This is a genomic window from Flavobacterium arabinosi (assembly GCF_048158725.1).
GTDB lineage: Bacteria > Bacteroidota > Bacteroidia > Flavobacteriales > Flavobacteriaceae > Flavobacterium > Flavobacterium arabinosi.
In genome coordinates this window covers 1-18,340 of record NZ_JBLNKX010000007.1, presented here as the reverse complement: position 1 = coordinate 18,340, position 18,340 = coordinate 1, and the positions used below count along the sequence as shown (strand labels likewise).

The 18,340-nt window shown below is 33.0% G+C and carries 15 protein-coding genes and 1 other RNA gene; 7 read left to right on the top strand and 9 right to left on the bottom strand.

Annotation, left to right across the window (positions count from 1 at the left end):
• Nucleotides 1-2: 2 nt before the first annotated feature.
• The 3 genes from ACM55K_RS14055 to ACM55K_RS14045 all read right to left on the bottom strand — a co-directional run bounded on the left by ACM55K_RS14055 (nucleotide 3) and on the right by ACM55K_RS14045 (nucleotide 3,850).
• Nucleotides 3-1,457, bottom strand: coding sequence for a GIY-YIG nuclease family protein (locus ACM55K_RS14055; RefSeq protein ID WP_416850907.1), 1,455 nt, complete (start codon nucleotides 1,455-1,457; stop codon nucleotides 3-5).
• A gap of 57 nt (nucleotides 1,458-1,514) precedes the next feature.
• Nucleotides 1,515-2,345, bottom strand: a complete 831-nt coding sequence (gene ygiD, locus ACM55K_RS14050; RefSeq protein WP_416850906.1) for a 4,5-DOPA-extradiol-dioxygenase — start codon at nucleotides 2,343-2,345, stop codon at nucleotides 1,515-1,517.
• Between the two features lie 83 nt (nucleotides 2,346-2,428).
• Nucleotides 2,429-3,850: an ATP-dependent DNA helicase gene (locus tag ACM55K_RS14045; RefSeq protein ID WP_416851065.1), complete on the bottom strand. Its 1,422-nt coding sequence runs from the start codon at nucleotides 3,848-3,850 to the stop codon at nucleotides 2,429-2,431.
• Between the two features lie 154 nt (nucleotides 3,851-4,004).
• Between ACM55K_RS14045 and ACM55K_RS14040 the strand changes: the two genes are divergently transcribed.
• Together ACM55K_RS14040 and ACM55K_RS14035 are read left to right on the top strand one after the other, a co-directional pair.
• On the top strand, nucleotides 4,005-4,826 hold the full coding sequence (locus ACM55K_RS14040) for a DUF3822 family protein (RefSeq protein WP_416850905.1): 822 nt from the start codon (nucleotides 4,005-4,007) through the stop codon (nucleotides 4,824-4,826).
• Nucleotides 4,823-5,422 (top strand): RsmD family RNA methyltransferase, encoded by a 600-nt coding sequence (locus ACM55K_RS14035; protein WP_416850904.1) that lies wholly within the window; start codon nucleotides 4,823-4,825, stop codon nucleotides 5,420-5,422. The genes ACM55K_RS14040 and ACM55K_RS14035 overlap by 4 nt, the downstream gene beginning before the upstream one ends.
• Nucleotides 5,423-5,435: 13 nt before the next feature.
• Here the strand turns inward: ACM55K_RS14035 and ACM55K_RS14030 are convergent, their stop codons facing one another.
• Nucleotides 5,436-6,356 carry a ketopantoate reductase family protein gene (locus ACM55K_RS14030; protein WP_416850903.1) on the bottom strand — a complete coding sequence of 307 codons (921 nt, stop codon included), beginning with the start codon at nucleotides 6,354-6,356 and terminating at the stop codon, nucleotides 5,436-5,438.
• Between the two features lie 179 nt (nucleotides 6,357-6,535).
• Nucleotides 6,536-6,853: RNase P RNA component class A (gene rnpB / locus ACM55K_RS14025), an RNA gene on the bottom strand.
• 118 nt (nucleotides 6,854-6,971) lie between these two features.
• Between rnpB and ACM55K_RS14020 the strand changes: the two genes are divergently transcribed.
• From ACM55K_RS14020 to ACM55K_RS14005, 4 genes are all read left to right on the top strand, one after another.
• Nucleotides 6,972-7,271 carry a hypothetical protein gene (locus tag ACM55K_RS14020; RefSeq protein WP_416850902.1) on the top strand — a complete coding sequence of 100 codons (300 nt, stop codon included), beginning with the start codon at nucleotides 6,972-6,974 and terminating at the stop codon, nucleotides 7,269-7,271.
• An 88-nt stretch (nucleotides 7,272-7,359) separates the two neighbouring features.
• Nucleotides 7,360-8,472 (top strand): class I SAM-dependent methyltransferase, encoded by a 1,113-nt coding sequence (locus ACM55K_RS14015; protein ID WP_416850901.1) that lies wholly within the window; start codon nucleotides 7,360-7,362, stop codon nucleotides 8,470-8,472.
• Nucleotides 8,473-8,707: 235 nt separating this feature from the next.
• Nucleotides 8,708-9,793, top strand: coding sequence for a DNA polymerase III subunit gamma/tau (gene dnaX / locus ACM55K_RS14010; RefSeq protein WP_416836735.1), 1,086 nt, complete (start codon nucleotides 8,708-8,710; stop codon nucleotides 9,791-9,793).
• 305 nt (nucleotides 9,794-10,098) lie between these two features.
• Entirely contained in the window at nucleotides 10,099-10,443 is a 345-nt protein-coding gene (locus ACM55K_RS14005) for a DNA polymerase III (RefSeq protein WP_081897846.1), read from the top strand.
• A 21-nt stretch (nucleotides 10,444-10,464) separates the two neighbouring features.
• Here the strand turns inward: ACM55K_RS14005 and ACM55K_RS14000 are convergent, their stop codons facing one another.
• The 4 genes from ACM55K_RS14000 to ACM55K_RS13985 form a co-directional block, all read right to left on the bottom strand.
• Nucleotides 10,465-11,046, bottom strand: a complete 582-nt coding sequence (locus ACM55K_RS14000) for a TMEM175 family protein (RefSeq protein ID WP_416850900.1) — start codon at nucleotides 11,044-11,046, stop codon at nucleotides 10,465-10,467.
• 8 nt (nucleotides 11,047-11,054) lie between these two features.
• Nucleotides 11,055-11,945, bottom strand: coding sequence for a Ppx/GppA phosphatase family protein (locus tag ACM55K_RS13995; RefSeq protein ID WP_416850899.1), 891 nt, complete (start codon nucleotides 11,943-11,945; stop codon nucleotides 11,055-11,057).
• A gap of 69 nt (nucleotides 11,946-12,014) precedes the next feature.
• Nucleotides 12,015-14,084 (bottom strand): polyphosphate kinase 1, encoded by a 2,070-nt coding sequence (gene ppk1, locus ACM55K_RS13990; RefSeq protein ID WP_416850898.1) that lies wholly within the window; start codon nucleotides 14,082-14,084, stop codon nucleotides 12,015-12,017.
• Between the two features lie 5 nt (nucleotides 14,085-14,089).
• Entirely contained in the window at nucleotides 14,090-14,575 is a 486-nt protein-coding gene (locus ACM55K_RS13985; RefSeq protein ID WP_416850897.1) for a SixA phosphatase family protein, read from the bottom strand.
• 897 nt (nucleotides 14,576-15,472) lie between these two features.
• Between ACM55K_RS13985 and ACM55K_RS13980 the strand changes: the two genes are divergently transcribed.
• On the top strand, nucleotides 15,473-18,340 hold a 2,868-nt coding region (locus ACM55K_RS13980), incomplete at its 3' end, for an ice-binding family protein (protein ID WP_416850896.1).

The window sequence follows — 18,340 nt, the reverse complement described above, 5'->3', positions numbered from 1 at the left end:
ATCTAATTCGTTAGTGTAATTCTAATTTCTTCAATATCCATTTCATTGAGTTGAAACCATTCTCCTCTAACCCTTTTATCAGCAAAAGTATTATGAAATGCTTTTTCTATACTTAAAGCAATTCTTCTGCTAACAAATTTTTTACTAGCAATAAGTTCGATAGAAGGTTTCTCGCTTTGTAAAGTCTTTTCTCTCCAACTTGGTTTATTTGAAATACCAATTTTATGATATTGGTTTATAGTATCAATCATCAAATAAACATAACATTCATCAATTTCAATTATTGAACTCTGTGAAATAACAATATTATGCTCTAGCAATGGTTTATAATCAGGTATCTCATTTCTAACCAATTCACGATATTCTTTTGCTAATCGTTGTATTACCAAAATTAAATATATTGAAGAATTATATATACCATATTTACCTATAATCCCTCCTAAAATCTCATTCTTTGTTTTCAAACAATATATTTTCCATTTGGAAAATTTTTCCTTTTCAAAATGGAAAATTTCATCATCGGTTATTTGTGCCTTATTTTCAGACCAATATTGATTTATTTTATAAGATGGATTATTAATTTTGAAACTTATAATTCTGCCGTCTTCAAACAAAAAAGAAACATTATCGTCTTTTCTTAACTTTAAATCACTTGTAATAAAATTAAAAACTATATAGTCTTTATTGTTTATGTTATTAAATGAAAAATCTAAATTTATTGTATCATCCAAAGATTTTGTTTTAATCCTTCCTATCTCCCATCTAATAGTTTTATTCCTAGTAAAATCATCTACAATAACCTCTGGAATATTTTTAAATTTATCATTCACCCATATATTATGTGTTTCTTCATCACGAATAACATAAATTAGTTCATAATGTGAAATTTTATTTTCTGCTTGAGAATACGATTCTGTCCTGATTTTTTTTACAATTTCTATATAACCTTCTTTTTCTGCAACATAATTAATTAATTCGTTTTCTACTGTAATAGAAAATATTTTTTCTCCTTTTTCAACAAATTCACCATCTTGTTTGAACCATTCTTTAATTGAACCATTCCTTAATTGAACCAAGTGAATTTTATTCAGATCAAAATAAAATTTATACGTTGGTCTTAATGGTGTATTTTCAAAAGGATATATACCTAATGGATGAATAACACACAATAAATCTCCTACTACAATTGGCTCATCTTGCTTTTTTTTAAACTCAATAATTCCGTTTTTTATAGACCTTACTTCGGAACTACACCATAGCTCTCTATCTGGAAAGGATGGTGATTTTGAAAAGGTTTGAATTGTGAACAATACTTTGTTTTCCTCAATCCAATCACCATCTTTTACAAAGCATTGAGAAAACCTTATTTTGTCACCTCGATATTCTTCAAGTATCAAATTATTTTGAAATCTAATTTCTTTTGAACTATTTTCTATACTTACTATATTTTCTTCCATATTATTTTACGATATACTTTGGTATGCCAATCTTCTTTTTCAAATATAAGATTTATTTCACATAATCTTCACCGAAGTCATACTCAAGGAACCCGCCAATAATTTATCATTAAACAAACTCAGTTCTTCGGATTTTCCTTTTAATCCCAAAGTGTAAATCAAAGGTAAATAATGCTCTGGCGTAGGAATCGCTAATTGAAATGCTTTGCTTTGTTTCTCAAAATCAATCAATGGCTGAAAATTCCCGTCCAGTAAATAATTGTTTACCGATTCCCTTGCTTCAATTGCCCAATCGTAACCGTAATTGTCTTTATCGAAATTATGATAATCAACCAACCTTAAATTATGAACAATATTGCCACTGCCTACGATCAGGATTCCTTTGGTACGCAATGCACTTAGTTTTTGAGCCAGTTCAAAATGGTATTGCCCGGATTTTGTATAATCAATACTCAACTGAATCACGGGAACATTAGCTTCTGGATATAAATGTTTGATGACACTCCAAGCTCCGTGATCTAAACCCCAATGTTCGTCCAGCTCTACTTCTGCTGGTGTCAACAATTGTTTGGTTTCTATTGCTAATTCCGGACTCCCTTTTGCTGGATATTGCACGTCGAACAACGCTTGCGGAAAACCTCCAAAGTCGTGAATCGTTCTTGGCATTTCCATTGCGGTAACCTTTGTCCCTTTGGTGAACCAATGCGCTGAAATACACAAAATAGCATTCGGTTGCGGTAAGGTTTTAGCCAAGTTTCGAAAACCCGTTACAAACTGATTTTCTTCAATTGCGTTCATCGGGCTTCCGTGTCCTAGAAACAGCACTGGCATTTTTTCGGTATTCGAAAAAGAGCCAGAAATTTTATGTAAGTCGTTTAGTGTATTCATAATTATTTTTTTACCGCAAATTCGCAAATTATATATTTTAACATTAAATTGAAAAATTTGCGAATTTGCGGTTATTTTTAAAATCATTCCACAAAATTCTCATCTTTAAATCCTATCAAATATAATTTATTTTTTGCTCGGGTCATAGCGGTGTACAGCCAGCGAATGTAATCTCTATTGATTCCATCGGGCAAATACGGTTGTTCTATAAAAACGGTATTCCATTGTCCACCTTGTGATTTATGACACGTAATTGCATACGAGAATTTCACTTGTAAACCATTGAAATATTCGTTGGCTTTTACTTTTTGGAATTTTTGGAATTTGGTTTCGCCTTCATAATCTTTCAATACTTCCTGATACAATCGGTTGGATTCTTCATAGGTTAAAGATGGCGATTCGCTTTTTATGGTGTCCATTAACAATACCGTTTCAAACGGAATCTGATTGGGGTAATCAATCATTCGTATTTTTACTTTGGCAAACTTAAAACCATACAATTCTTTGATATTGAAAATTTCCAATATTTCAATAATATCACCATTGGCAATAAAACCCGCTTCATCAGAATCTTTTAACCAAAAATAATTGTTCTTTACCACCATCAAGAAATCGCCTGTGGAAAGTTCACTTTCTTTATCGAGGATTTTGGTTCTGATTTGCTCGTTATATTGATTCGCCCTTTTATTGGAACGAACAATAAAAGCGGTATCTTCTATACTATAATTACTATAGGCGGAATTGATCGCATCCTGAATATCGTACCCATCGGTCAACCGAACAATATCTTTAAATTTCTTGACATCAAATTTGAATTCATTGATAAAGGAATCTTTCAATAATTCCCGAAGTTCGGTTGCATTATGCAAAATCCCGGAACTTTCTTCCTGACGCATGACTTCGTCTAACTCGATATGTTCTATTTCCTTATCATAATTCATTCCCAAAGTACGAATGTCCAAAGCGGGGCTGATATCCAAATTCACCGGAGGCAACTGAGCGGTATCTCCCAATAAAATCATCTTACAATTGGTTCCTGAATATACATACGAAATCAAATCATCCAATAAGGAACCGTTTTCATACAACTTAGAATCGGAATTGGTATCCGAAATCATCGAAGCTTCATCGACTATGAAAATCGTATTCTTGTGTTTGTTTTGTTGCAATGTAAATGAAACGCCACCACCAGAAGATTTCTTGGGAAAGTAGATTTTTTTATGAATCGTAAAAGCAGGTTTGTTCGAATAATTGGCAATCACTTTTGCCGCACGACCGGTTGGCGCCAACAAGACATATTTTTTATTGATGTCCAATAAACTATTTACAATAGTAGAAATAACGGTTGTTTTTCCAGTTCCTGCATATCCTTTTAAGACGAAAATGGTCTTATTATCGGCTTCGGTTAAAAAAATAGCAATTTTTTGAAAAAAAATATCTTGTTTATAAGTGGGCTGAAAAGGAAATTTTCTCTGTAAAAGACTGTAAAACAAGGAGGAATTCATGTGAAGTTGATTGCTATAAATGAACATCAAATATAAGTATGAAAATCGAGGCAATTGCATAAATTGGTATTAGAATCGTAAAAAAATTGTAAGTTTGTGACCGCATTTAATTCTTGTACTATATATAAGGTAGAAATGGATTGAAAATCAAATTATGTCAATACAAAATACGAACATCACCGAAAAAAAATATAAAAAACTGTCCATTCAAGTTTCCTTGACTGGACTTTCTTTTTGTTGTTTTGACACGCTAAACAATACGGTAACTTCATTTAACGAAGTGCATTTTGATACGTTTCATAAAGCAACAAAAATTGAAGAATTGTTTGGTGATGCGTTTCAGGATTATCCGGAATTAAAGGATTCATATGATGAAATTTTGATTATTCACAATAACAACCTTTCCACTTTTGTTCCCACAGCTCTTTTTGATGAGAACTTTTTAGGCAGTTATTTACAATACAACACTAAGGTTTTTGAAACGGATTTTTTTGCTTTTGATGAAATTCCAAACTATCAAATGAATGCGGTTTATATTCCGTATGTGAATATCAATAATTTTTTTATTGACCAATTTGGTTCTTTCGATTACAAACATGCCAATAGCATTTTGGTCTCAAAACTTTTGGTTGCATCCAAAAATAAGGATGATAAAAAGATGTTCATTCACATCAATTCTGGTCACTTTGAAATCATTGTGGTTCAGAACCAAAAATTATTGCTTTTCAATTCTTTTGATTACAACACGCCCGAAGATTTCTTGTATTACATTTTATTTACTGCCGAACAATTGAATTTAAATCCCGAAAACTTCCCTTTGGAACTAATCGGAAATATTGATACCGAAAGTGATTATTTCAAAATCGCTTACAAATACATTCGCAACGTTTCCCTTATTGATGTGGAAGATTTGCGATGGAACAATTATTTTTCTGAGGCCGAAAACAGAAATCATTTTATACTTTTCAACTCATGAGAATCATTTCAGGAAAATACAAAGGAAGACGCATTTTTCCACCAAAAGGACTCCCCGTTCGTCCGACCACCGATATGTCCAAAGAAGCATTATTCAATGTTTTGAACAACCATTTCAGTTTTGAAGGGCTTAAAATATTAGATTTATTCGCAGGAACCGGAAATATCAGTTATGAATTTGCCTCAAGAGGAAGCACGCCAATCACTTCTGTTGATGGTGATTTTGGTTGTGTAAAATTTATCAAACAAGTTGCAGCCGAATATGATTTTAATATTGCAGCCACAAAAAGCGATGTTTTCACGTATTTAGAAAGATGTAAAACGTCTTATGATATTATTTTTGCGGATCCACCTTATGCTTTGGACCAAAAAACTTTCGAGAAAATTATCTTATTAGTTTTCGAAAAAGAATTGCTTAATGACGAAGGAATGATGGTAATCGAACATTCGAAATATACCAAACTAGATCACATGCTTCACTTTTTATTTCAAAAAAGTTACGGAGGTTCTATTTTTAGCTTCTTCGAAATAGGTTCAAGTAATGAAGAGGAAGATTCTGAAAATGAATCAGACCAAAACGATGGTGAAGAAGAGTAATCTGATTTTAGTATTATTTTGATAACTTTTCCAATATCATTTGATAAGTAGGAGTTGAAACTCCATATTTCGCACCCTCATTTACCACATATTCCGTCAAAGAAGCTACTTCCGTTTTTCGATTTGCTAAAAAATCCCTTTGCATAGATGAGGTGGCGTCTTGAGGCGATTTTTCCAGTTTGGCTATCGTTTGGGCAATAATATCATTTGGCAGCGCTAATCCTTTTGCGGCAGCGACCGAACTAATCTCATTAAGCAGTGAAATATAAATTGCTTTGTTAACTGGATTATTCAAAATAGCACCAATATTCTGATTCAAATAGGAAGTTGCCGAAGCCAAAGGGGAAATGAAAATGAATTTTTCCCAAACCGTTTCTTCGATATTTTCCGAAAGATAACTTTCGATTCCAGCATTTTTCAATAAAGTTTGTAGCGCATTCAATTTAGAAATGGGAGCGGTTCTTGAACCAAAAAATAGTTTTTCAAAATGCCCTAATTTTCTAATAACTCCGGGAGATACAATCATGGAAACAATATAGGCACAACCCTGCAAAACCATATTTTCTGGAAACAATGTTTGTATGCGCTCTGCAGCGTCAACACCATTATATAAAGGTAGAATTATTGTGTTATGGAAAATACAACTTTTTATAGATTCAAAACTGGATTCGACATCATAGGTTTTAGTGGCACAAATAAGGTAATCCAGTTTTCCAATTTGGTCTGGATTATTAGAAACCAAATTTGGAAAAACAATTACTTCATTAGTATCAGAAATAATTTTCAATCCATTTTGGGCTATTACTTTTTGGGTTTCACCACGAGCAATAAATATGATTTCAATTGTATCAGAATCATAGTAATTTTTGGCCAATAATCCTCCAAAATAGCCACCTACTCCACCCAATCCTAAAATTCCTATTCTTGTTTTCATCTTATAAGTTGATTATAAATCACTGTTTCAAAGTAAACCCCAAAGATAATTAATCAAACTTATCACAAAGGTGCAAAAGCTCAAACAAAATGGGTTTTTGACAAATAATCCTAAAAATGTAAAGTGTAAAAATGAGAAAAAAAGGTGGTTTTTTTTTGCGCCTTCGCGGCAAAAAAAATAAAAAATGCAGACCTATAAGCCGGATTCTGTCCCCGATAAATCGGAGCCTTATCATTTATCTAGACTTATAATTACTCATAAGTTCAAGCTATCTACCCTTCAACAACGGACGAGAAGCCCTTAAATGCTGATATACTTGATATTTCACCGCATAGAGTTTACCTGGTTTCACTACAGCATTACCTGTACATACTTTCTGTTGCACTTGTCCTGAATTGATTGCTCAACCCGACGGGCGTTACCCGTTATGCTTCCCTATGGTGTCCGGACTTTCCTCCCTTTTGATTGCTCAAAACGACGATAAGGCGGTCTGCGGTGCGAATTTACGATATTTAATCCTTTTTTTGGGTTTTAGCTTATTTACTTTAACAACTCTTTGACAATGAATTCATAATAAAATAGTTACCTTTAAGCATTAACCATAAATCTACTATTATGTCAAACATATATCATTATGCCAGTGTTTCTAAAGCCTTAGACGATTTGAATGAAATGGGATTTACGTTTGATTTTAATCTTCACGAAGAAGACATTATCAAAAATCCACATCGATATGAAATTGAACACATCTATCGATATGAAGGTGATAGTAATCCTGATGATGAAGCAACGGTTTACGGTATAAAGTCCAGTTCTGGTAAAAAAGGTGTTTTTGTAGCTGGTTTTGCAGCAAATTCCGAGAATGATGCTGCAAGAGTTTTAAATGAAATCAGCATTAAAGGAAGAAATAAATAAAAATAAACTCGATTTATTTCTACCGTTTTTTTAAAGCTACTTGTAATTTGTTTACCAGAAAAACTTCACGATTTAATTTATAAATTCGATGTTGCTTTCCGAAATAATAATAGAACGAATCAAAAAAGAAGGGCCATTATCTTTTCGGGATTTTATGGAGATGGCATTGTATTATCCAGAATTAGGATATTATAATTCTTCTCAAAACAAGATTGGAGCATATGGTGATTTTTATACCAGTGCCAATCTTACTGCCGCTTTTGGAGTAATGATAGGGCGCCAAATTGAAGAAATGTGGCAAAACTTAGAAAAAAAACCTTTCAAAATTGTTGAATATGGTGCCGGTACGGGTTTATTGTGTCATGATATTTTAGATTATCTCAAGAATAACAACTCTTTATATGAAAACTTAACTTATTGCATTATTGAGAAAAGTGCCAGCATGAGGGAAATACAAAAGAAACATTTGCATGAAAAAGTAAGCTGGTATAACTCCATTCAAGATATTCCGGAAATTAACGGCTGTGTTTTATCCAATGAATTGATTGATAATTTCTCCGTTCATCAGGTAATTATGAAAGAGCGACTTAACGAAGTTTTTGTAGACTATAAAGAAGATTTTATTGAAATTTTAAAACCTGCAAAAAAAGAACTCACCGATTATTTGACTGTATTAAATGTACAATTAACTGAAGGATTTCGAACCGAAATTAATTTGGAAGCCCTATCATGGATCAAAGAAGTTTCACAATCTTTACAAAAAGGTTATGTAATTACCATCGATTATGGTTCATTATCATCTGAATTATACAACAGTCGTAGGAGTTGTGGCACGCTTTTATGTTATTACAAACACCACAAAAACGACAATCCGTATCAATTTATCGGACAACAAGACATAACAACGCACATCAACTTTTCTGCGATATCGCATTGGGGTTCGCAATTCGGCATCGAATGTTGCGGAATAGTAGACCAAGCCAGTTTTTTATTGGGACTTGGAATTAAAGAATATCAAGACACTACTTTTAAAAACAATCAGGGCAATTTACAAATGGCACTGCAGGAATCAATCCTGAATTACAGATTATTGGTGGATATGGGGATGAAGTTTAAAGTATTGATCCAACAAAAAAATGTACCTGAATATCCGCTATCCGGTTTGAAACTTTCGAATTCTTCAAAATCCCTTCTTAACTAAAAATCTAATCAGATTTAGAAATTCTTTTATTCTTGAAATTGCATTTAATTAGGAGCAATTTCCAGCTATCCGTTACAATCTTATTCGCCGAACCCCGGCTCATAAGGATTTCCACTGCTATCTGGGCTAGGGAATTTGGGAACTAAAAACCATTTGAAAAATTATAAAATCTTTCAAGCCGCAAATTTTTCCATCATTAAATTAAAACCTATATTTGCTTTCGAATAAAATTTCTATGGAACAATTTGTAGTATCGGCACGTAAATATCGTCCTCAAACATTTAAAGATGTTGTAGGACAAAAAGCCATTACCAATACTTTGTTGAATGCCATAGAAAGCAATCATCTTGCTTCTGCCCTATTATTTACAGGACCTCGTGGAGTTGGTAAAACAACTTGCGCCCGTATTCTGGCTCGAAAAATTAATCAGCCAGGATATGACGATCCAAATGAAGATTTCGCTTTTAATGTTTTCGAATTAGATGCTGCTTCCAACAATTCAGTTGATGATATCAGGAATTTAATTGACCAAGTCCGTATTCCGCCACAAACGGGACAATACAAAGTATATATTATTGATGAGGTTCACATGTTGTCTTCGGCAGCTTTCAATGCTTTCTTGAAAACACTGGAAGAACCGCCAAAACATGCCATTTTTATATTAGCAACGACCGAAAAACATAAAATTATTCCAACGATACTTTCTCGTTGTCAAATATTTGATTTCAAAAGAATTACCGTAAAAGATGCCAAAGAACATCTTGCCGAAGTAGCTACAAGTCAAGGTGTAAATTTTGAAGATGATGCTTTGCATATCATTGCCCAAAAAGCTGATGGAGCAATGCGTGATGCTTTGTCTATTTTTGACAGAGTAGTTTCATTTTGTGGAAAAGATTTAACACGTCAAGCCGTTACAGAAAATTTGAATGTTTTGGATTACGAAACGTACATCAATGTAACCGATTTGATTCTGGAAAATAAAATTCCGGATTTATTAATCGCTTTCAACGAAATTCTAGCCAAAGGATTTGATGCGCATCATTTTGTATCAGGATTAGCTTCCCATTTTAGAGATTTATTGGTTTCTAAAACACCTGCTACTTTATCTTTATTAGAAGTTGGGGAACAAGCACAACAAATGTATGGCGTGCAAGCGCAAAAATGCAGTCAAGACTTTCTTTTAAAAGGAATCGAAATTGCAAATGATTGTGATTTAAAATACAAACTGAGCCAAAATCAAAGACTTCTTGTTGAACTTTGCCTGATGCAACTTGCCTCTATCACTTTTGATGGAGAAAAAAAAAAGTTGAGCAATTTATAATTCCTCCTACTTATTTTAGAAAGAACGATTACTCTATTGTAGAAAGTCCAAAAGCTAAGACAGAAAACATTGTAAATACTCCAATTGTACCAGCTCAAGAAAAAGAACCTGAAGCTTTAAATATTATTTCTCCAGTTCCTGTTCCTGTTCCTATAGTAAAAATTGACATTCAACAATCTAATGAACTAAAGGTTTCGGCTTTTTCATTATCTAGTATTCGTGCCAAAAAAGCATTAGAAGAAAGCAATAAAGGAATAGTAAAAGAAGCCGTTCATTTACCAACTGAATCTTTTACCGAAACTGAAATGCTATTGTATTGGAATAAATATGCACAACGTTTAGGCGACAAAGGATATAAAATTATGGAATCGTTGTTACTAATCAACGATCCTAAATTAAATGGAACTGCCATCACGATTGAATTACCAAATGAAGGTTCAAAATTAGATTTTGAAAAAGAATTGAATGGCCTTTTAGGACATTTGAAAGGTCATTTACACAATCATGACATTACAATAGAAGTTATTGTTAATGAAAGTGTCGAAAGCAAGAGAAACTTTAATGACCAAGACCGCTACAATAGGCTTCTTGAAATAAATCCAAATATTGAACTCTTACGAACAACATTTGGATTAGATTTAGATGCATGATTTTATGTCATAAGAATTAGATCATTCTTTAGAATTGATAATTTTTTCAATTCTTTTATCGGGTATAAGCCACATCATTGCTACTATAACATAAATAGAAGCAGCTACGATTTCGTAAAAAAAAGAAATAAATATTGCGCTTAGGTATAAAAGATTAGAAATACTTCCTTTAAAATTTTTCCCAACAGCTTTTGCCAATATTGAATTTTCTCCTTCACTAGATATAATTACATTTTGAAGCAACAAAAAGGCTATTGCTGCGAAAAAAAGAATTACGCCATACAATGTAATGGCGGCTTTGGCAAAATTATGTTCCCCCATCCATCCAGTAGAAACTGGAATTAGTGATAACCAAAATAACAAATGAAGATTTGCCCACAAAATTTTACCATTTACTTTAGTGACACTTTGCAGCATATGATGATGATTGTTCCAATATATACCTACATAAACAAAACTCAATATGTAGCTTATGAATTTAGGGAAAAGCGATAATAAATCGCTGAAATTTTCTCCTTCCGGAACTTTTATTTCCAGTATCATAATAGTAATTATGATAGCCAAAACACCATCGCTAAAAGCTTCAAGTCTGTTTTTATTCATTTTAAAATTTATATTTTACCGTAATACATAGCTTTTACAATACCATCAGAAAGTCCAATTTTAGGCACATAAATATTTCTTGCTCCGCTCCATTTCATTGCATTTAGATAAATTCTGGTGGCTGGGAGAATTACATCGGCACGATCCGGATTTAATCCTAATTCTGAAATTCTTTGTTCGTAAGAAAGTGAATTCAAGAAAGCATATTGGGAATTCATATAAATGTAAGACAAAGGCTTTTCTTGCATTTTTCCTGACATCTTGAAGAGTTTATTGATATTTCCACCAGAACCTATCAAAGTAACTTCATCATATTCTTGAGTATTTGACTTTATCCATTTTTCAATTTCATCCCAAACAACATCGCAAACCATTTCATTCAACAATCGAACTGTTCCTGCTTTGAATGATCTGGAATTTATCATTTTACCATTGGAAAATAAGGTAAATTCAGTACTTCCACCACCAACATCAACAAAAAGATACGTTTGATCTGTTTTTAATAAATGATGCAAATCAGTTGAAGCGATTATTGCTGCTTCTTTTTTTCCGTCAATGATTTCTATTTTGATATCCGCTTTTTTCTTAATCATTGCTACAACTTCTTTACCGTTGTATGCTTCTCGCATCGCCGAAGTTGCAAATGCCATATAGCGTTCCACTTTATGCACTTTCATCAATAGATTAAATGCTTTCATGGCGTCACACATCCTTTCCATATTCTCTTGAGAAATTTCGCCAACTGTAAAAGCATCCTGCCCCAAACGAATTGGTACACGTACAAGGGAACTTTTATTGAATTGGGGTTCTTTCCCATCTTGCTCAACAATATTTACAACCAATAAACGCATCGCATTTGAACCGATGTCTATTGCAGCATATTTTTTTAATTTAATCATTCTTAATTTATGATTTGAATTTAGTTTCTTAATTTTATTAGAGGACAATAGCAAATATGAAACCAATTTTTAAACGATTTCTTCTAAAACGTCAATTTTATTTCGATAATATTTATAAGTCTCTAGTTGCGCCCTAAAAACTGGATTATGATTTCGTACTCTATATTTATTATCTAATTTATAAGAATGATATCTCGCTTTTACATTTCCTTTCCAACCTAAATCGAAATTGTCTATGAGCTCATTTTTTATTTCCTGATCATAAATAGGACATGTAACTTCTACTCGACCATCAAGATTTCTAGTCATAAAATCAGCTGAGGAAATGTAAACTTCCGTTTGTCCGGCATTCCCAAAAATATAAACTCTGGAATGTTCCAGATAATTATCTACAATACTTATTGCTTCTATGTTTTCGCTCATCCCAGGAATTCCCGGTATCAATGAACAAATACCTCTAATTTCGAGTTGTACTTTTACTCCAGCATTACTGGCTTCATATAATTTATCAATCATTTTAAAATCGGATAAACTATTCATTTTTAATTTTATATGCGTCTTTCTACCAGCTGAAGCATGCAAAATTTCTCTATCTATCAGTTTATAAAATCTAGTTCGCGTGTAATGAGGAGAAACAATAAGATGTTTGTATCTATGTACTCTATAATTAATATCAAAAAATTCAAAAATTTTTGTAATGTCTTTTAGAATTTGTTGGTGACTTGTAAAAAGAGTCACATCAGTATAGACTTTTGCAGTTGATTCATTAAAATTTCCCGTAGAAATAAAACCATAACGTTTGATTTTATCATTCTCGGTTCTTTCGATAACGCATATCTTACTGTGGACTTTCAGTCCTTTTATTCCAAAAATAAGTTCAATTCCTTCCGTTTTCATTTGCTCTGCATACGAAATATTTGAAGCTTCATCAAAACGAGCTTGCAATTCGATTTGAACAGTCACTTTTTTTCCGTTTTTGGCAGCATTTATAAGTGAACTTATGATTTGAGAATTTTTTGCCAATCGGTATAACGTGATTTTAATCGAAGTAACTTTTGGATCAAGAGCTGCTTCCCGTAAAAATTTAGTGAGATAAGAAAACGACTGATAAGGTGCATTTAACAAATAATCTTTAGTACTGATTTTTTCTAATATACTTCCTTCAAGACTTAGTCCAGGAATCGGCAAAGGTTCATTAGTTTGATACAATAAATCAAATCTGCCAAGATTTGGAAAATTCATATAATCACGTCTGTTATGATATCTACCCCCAGGAATAATACTATCAGTAGTAACAATTTTCATCTTATCGAGGAAAAATTGGAGTGTGTCTTTTTCTATTAACTGATCATAAATAAAACGAACGGGCTCCCCTATTCTTCTATCTTTTACGCTTGTAGAAATTTTTTCAATCATACTTTTGCTCAAATCACTATCGATGTCTAACTGAGCATCTCTGGTAATTTTAATCATATGTGCTGAAACACTTTGGTAATCGAAAATATTAAAGATACTTTTCAAATTATGTCTTATAACATCGTCAAGTAGGATTACGTATTGCTTTTCATTATTAGATGGCAAAACAACAAATCGATTAATCGTTTTAGGAATTTCAATAACTGCGTATCTAACTTCAGAGGTATGATTCATAACCAATTTTACAGCCAAATATCCTAAAGTATCTTTCAATAAAGGAAATTCTGCTAAATCATTCAGTATTATGATTACTAATTCTGGACTTAATTTTTGAATAAAAAAGTCTTTTAAAAAATTTTCCTGCTCACGGGAAATTTCATTTTCATTAATAATGAATATGTTTTCTGTTTCCAGTTTAGTTTCGATAATGTTTAAAATTCGCAGACTTTCGGATTGTTGCTGAATTACTATTTCGGTAATATCCTTTACTAATTGTTGGGCCGAAATACCACCAAGATATTTCTCTCCGGATATTCCTGAGAGGCTTAATCTTCTGATAGCGGCAAAACGAACTCTGAAAAACTCATCCAGATTATTAGAAAAAATACCTAAAAATCGTAATCTGTCCAATAATGGTACTGAATCATCCGCGGCTTCTTGAAGTACTCTTGCATTGAACGCTAACCAACTTTTTTCTCTATCAATATATTTATGTTCTAACACTTTTTTTATTTTAATTCTTTGGGAAATATTATTTTTTTTGTTTTGCCTTTTTTAATCCTATCCCAGCTGTCTGTGTCAAATTGTAAAGACACAAATCCAGCTGTAGGAACATCATTAATAAAAGCATCTCCAAATTTATTAACAAAATTTGTAATAGCCTCGTTATGTCCGAAAAGAATAACACTTTCTATACCATTATCACAAGATTTAATAACTTTCTCTAATTTATTTTCATCAAAAGTATAAAGCTCGTCTTTGAAATCAATACATTCTATGGGATATGCTATATTTTGAGCAAAAATCAGTGCTGTTTCTAAAGCCCTTTCAGCTGTGCTGCTCCACATCACATATGATTTAGGAATAAAATCACTTACATGAGAAGATACCAAATGTGCATCTTTCATTCCCTTATGAGTCAACGGTCGATCTTTATCATGTAGCGGCGCTTCCCAACTTGATTTTGCATGCCGTATTAATATTAAATTTTTCATACTTTCAAATTTTATTTATCAATGGCATTGCATTAATTTCTTTAAGATTACAAATTACAAAATATTTTTTAAATCTAATTTTTAATAAAAACATATTTTATAGATATTAGTCATAAGAAAAATCAGGATAAAAATTGTTAATTACTTTATATAAATAGTAATTTTCCTACTCAAAATTATTCAAAAATGCACTTAATCCGATAAATATGCATTTTATCGTCTTTTTTACTTGTTAATAAATAATAAAAAATATAGATTTGAAATGTTAAAATTTTAAAAAAAAAAACAAGGATAGAATAAAAATAAATTAAAATCATGTTAAAATAAGCTAAAAAGCAGTGTTTTTTAATTTTTTTTTAACAAGAAATCTCGTTTCAACAGGTATTTAGGTTATTCATAGATAAAATTATAAATAGCAATTTTATGTAAGTAGTTTTACACGATATCAAACTTGCTCTAAAAAAAGATTTAAAAGTGTTAATAGTACACAATTAACTTATTTATATAAACTTTCATGTTGTGTTAATGTTTAAAAACTGTTTATATAACATTTAGGGATTTAGAGAATCATTACAATTAAGGCCTCTTAAAAGTACAGGAACGACTATTGAAAAATATAAGATGAAAATAAAGTATACGAAACAAGGATATAGCATTTTACATATAGTAAGAGAAACTGAAATAATTAAGACTTAATCAATTTAGCCTACAATTTATTTAGATCGAAAAATTACAACATTAGCAATTTAAAAAAATGATATTCAAACAAATAGATGGTTATATCGCGGTAATAAAAAACATATGTTACACACAAATCACAAAAAATCGTCCAATGAATGGGTTATGCATTTTATCCAAATCTTTAAAAATGAATTTTTTAAACCCAAATGAAATCAAATGAAAAAAAAATTACTTTATAGTATAATAACTATCGCTTTGTTATCATTTCCAAATATAGGTTTTGGACAAGTACTTAACTTAGGAACACTTACCAATTTTTCTGCTTATTCCGGTACTGGAGCAGTTTCAAATACAGGTAAGTCTACTTATCATGGTGATATAGGGACGAATGTAGGCGCTATCAGTGGTTTTGGACCGGCATCCACATTTGGTGTATTTCACAATGCCGATGCTACAACCACACAAGCTAAAATTGATTTACTTCGGGTTTATATTCATCTTAGTGATCTTCCTCTAACAAATACCACGCATGCTGCAGCATTTGGAAGCGGAGAAACCATTACTGCCGGAGTTTACTTAATAGCAGGCGCAGGATCATTGACAGGAACCCTTACCTTAGATGGACAAGGAAATACGAATGCCGCGTTTGTTATTAAATTTGAAGGCGGATTTTCTTCAACAGCAGGTTCCGAAATCATTTTAGCTAATGGAGCCCGTGCGTGTAATGTATTTTGGATCGCTGAAGGTGCTATTTCCATTGGTTCATCATCAATTACCAAAGGAACACTTATAGCTCACCCTGGCGCCATAACAATTGGAGGCTCAGGAGATATAGAAGGAAGAATGCTTTCTACTGAAGGTGCTATTAGTTTTGGACCTGGTGTGGCAACCATACCTGCCGGTCCTATTACTATTCCTATAGCTTGTGATAACACTTGTAATAATAATATTTTAGGAACTGCTGCCAATTTTGCTCTATTTACTAGTGTTGGGGCAGTAGCTAACGCAGCGACTTCAGGAATAGTAGGTGATATAGGATCAAATGATGGAGATATTAGCGGTTTCGCAAGTTCTACTGTGGCTGGTTCATTTCATCATGTTGATGCTACAACCGCACAAGCTAAAATAGATTTACAAGCCGCTTATGTTCAGCTTTCAAACACGCCTGCAACAAATACTTCTCATACTCCTGCCTTTGGAAGCGGAGAAACTTTAACAGCAGGAGTTTATTCCATTGCTGGAGCTGGATCTTTAGCAGGAACCATTACTTTAAATGGACAGGGAAATGCCAATGCCTTATTTATCTTTAAGTTTGCTGGAGCCTTTACAACAGCAGCACAGTCTAAAGTGATTTTGACTAATGGCGTACGTCGTTGTAATGTGTTTTGGGTAGCTGAAGGAGCTATTTCTATGGGTACATTTACGTTTATGAAAGGTACTCTTATTGCGCATGATGGTGCCAACACGATGGGAGCTAATGGAAATCTTGAAGGTAGAATGCTTTCTACTAAGGGTGCAATAGGTTTTAGTACAGGTGTAATTTATAACAATACGCTTTGCTTCGCCGATCCTATTCCAGTTATTGATGCTATTAATGATACCGCCGCTTCTATAAATGGATACACAGGTGGAACGTTTACTAATGTTTTGTCGAATGATACGCTCAACGGAGTGGCTGTAGTTTCTTCTAAAGTCAATACGACTTTTGTGTCTGCTACTAATGCAGGTGTGACGCTTTCTGGTACCGATATACTGGTTGCTCCAGGTACGCCTGCCGGAACTTACTCTTTGGTATACAAAATCTGTGAAATTCTTAATCCAACCAATTGCGATCAGGCTACCGTTTCTGTAACCGTAACTGCGCCGATTATTGATGCTGTTAATGATACCGCTTCTATAAATGGATACACAGGCGGAACGTTTACTAATGTTTTGTCGAATGATATGCTCAACGGAGTGGCTGTAGTTTCTTCTAAAGTCAATACGACTTTTGTGTCTGCGACTAATTTAGGTATAACACTTTCTGGTACCGATGTAGTAGTTGCTTCAGGTATACCTGCAGGAACTTACTCTTTAGTATACAAAATCTGCGAAATCCTTAATCCAACTAACTGTGACCAAGCTACCGTTATTATAACCGTAACTGCGCCGATTATTGATGCTATTAATGATACCACTTCTATAAATGGATACACAGGCGGAACATTTACCAATGTTTTGTCGAATGATATGCTTAATGGAGTGGCTGTAGTTTCTTCTAAAGTCAATACAACTTTTGTGTCTGCGACTAATTTAGGTATAACACTTTCCGGTACCGATGTAGTAGTTGCTTCAGGTATACCTGCAGGAACTTACTCTTTGGTATACAAAATCTGCGAAATCCTTAATCCAACTAACTGCGACCAAGCTACCGTTACTGTAACCGTAACTGCGCCGATTATTGATGCAGTTGATGATACTTATAATTCAACATGTTCTACAAATGGTACCCTTGGTAATATTTTAACTAATGATACTTTAAACGGATTTGGATTTAATTCGAGTAACGTTACTATTACTTTACAATCTGGTGGAAATCCAAACCTTTCCTTAAACACAACCACCGGCGATATAATAGTCAATGGACTTTCTATTGGGCAATATACTTTAGTATATAAAATTTGTCAAGTTGTTAATCCAAACAATTGTGATACAGCAAATATTAAAATAACTATTACAGACACTACTGCCCCGGTGATTACTTGTCCTGTAGATTTCAATATCGGAACCAACACGGCTTGTACTTATGTTGGTGCAATCGGAACTGCAACTGCAACTGACAATTGTGATACTTCGGTTACCATTACCAATAACGCCCCTGCCGCTTTCCCGATTGGGGAAACTATCGTGACATGGACCGCAACGGATGATGCCGGAAAAATCGCTACTTGTACTCAAAAAGTAACAATCAATGATGATGATGCCCCGGTGATTACTTGTCCTGTAGATTTCAATATCGGAACCAACACGGCTTGTACTTATGTTGGTGCAATCGGAACTGCAACTGCAACTGACAATTGTGATACTTCGGTTACCATTACCAAT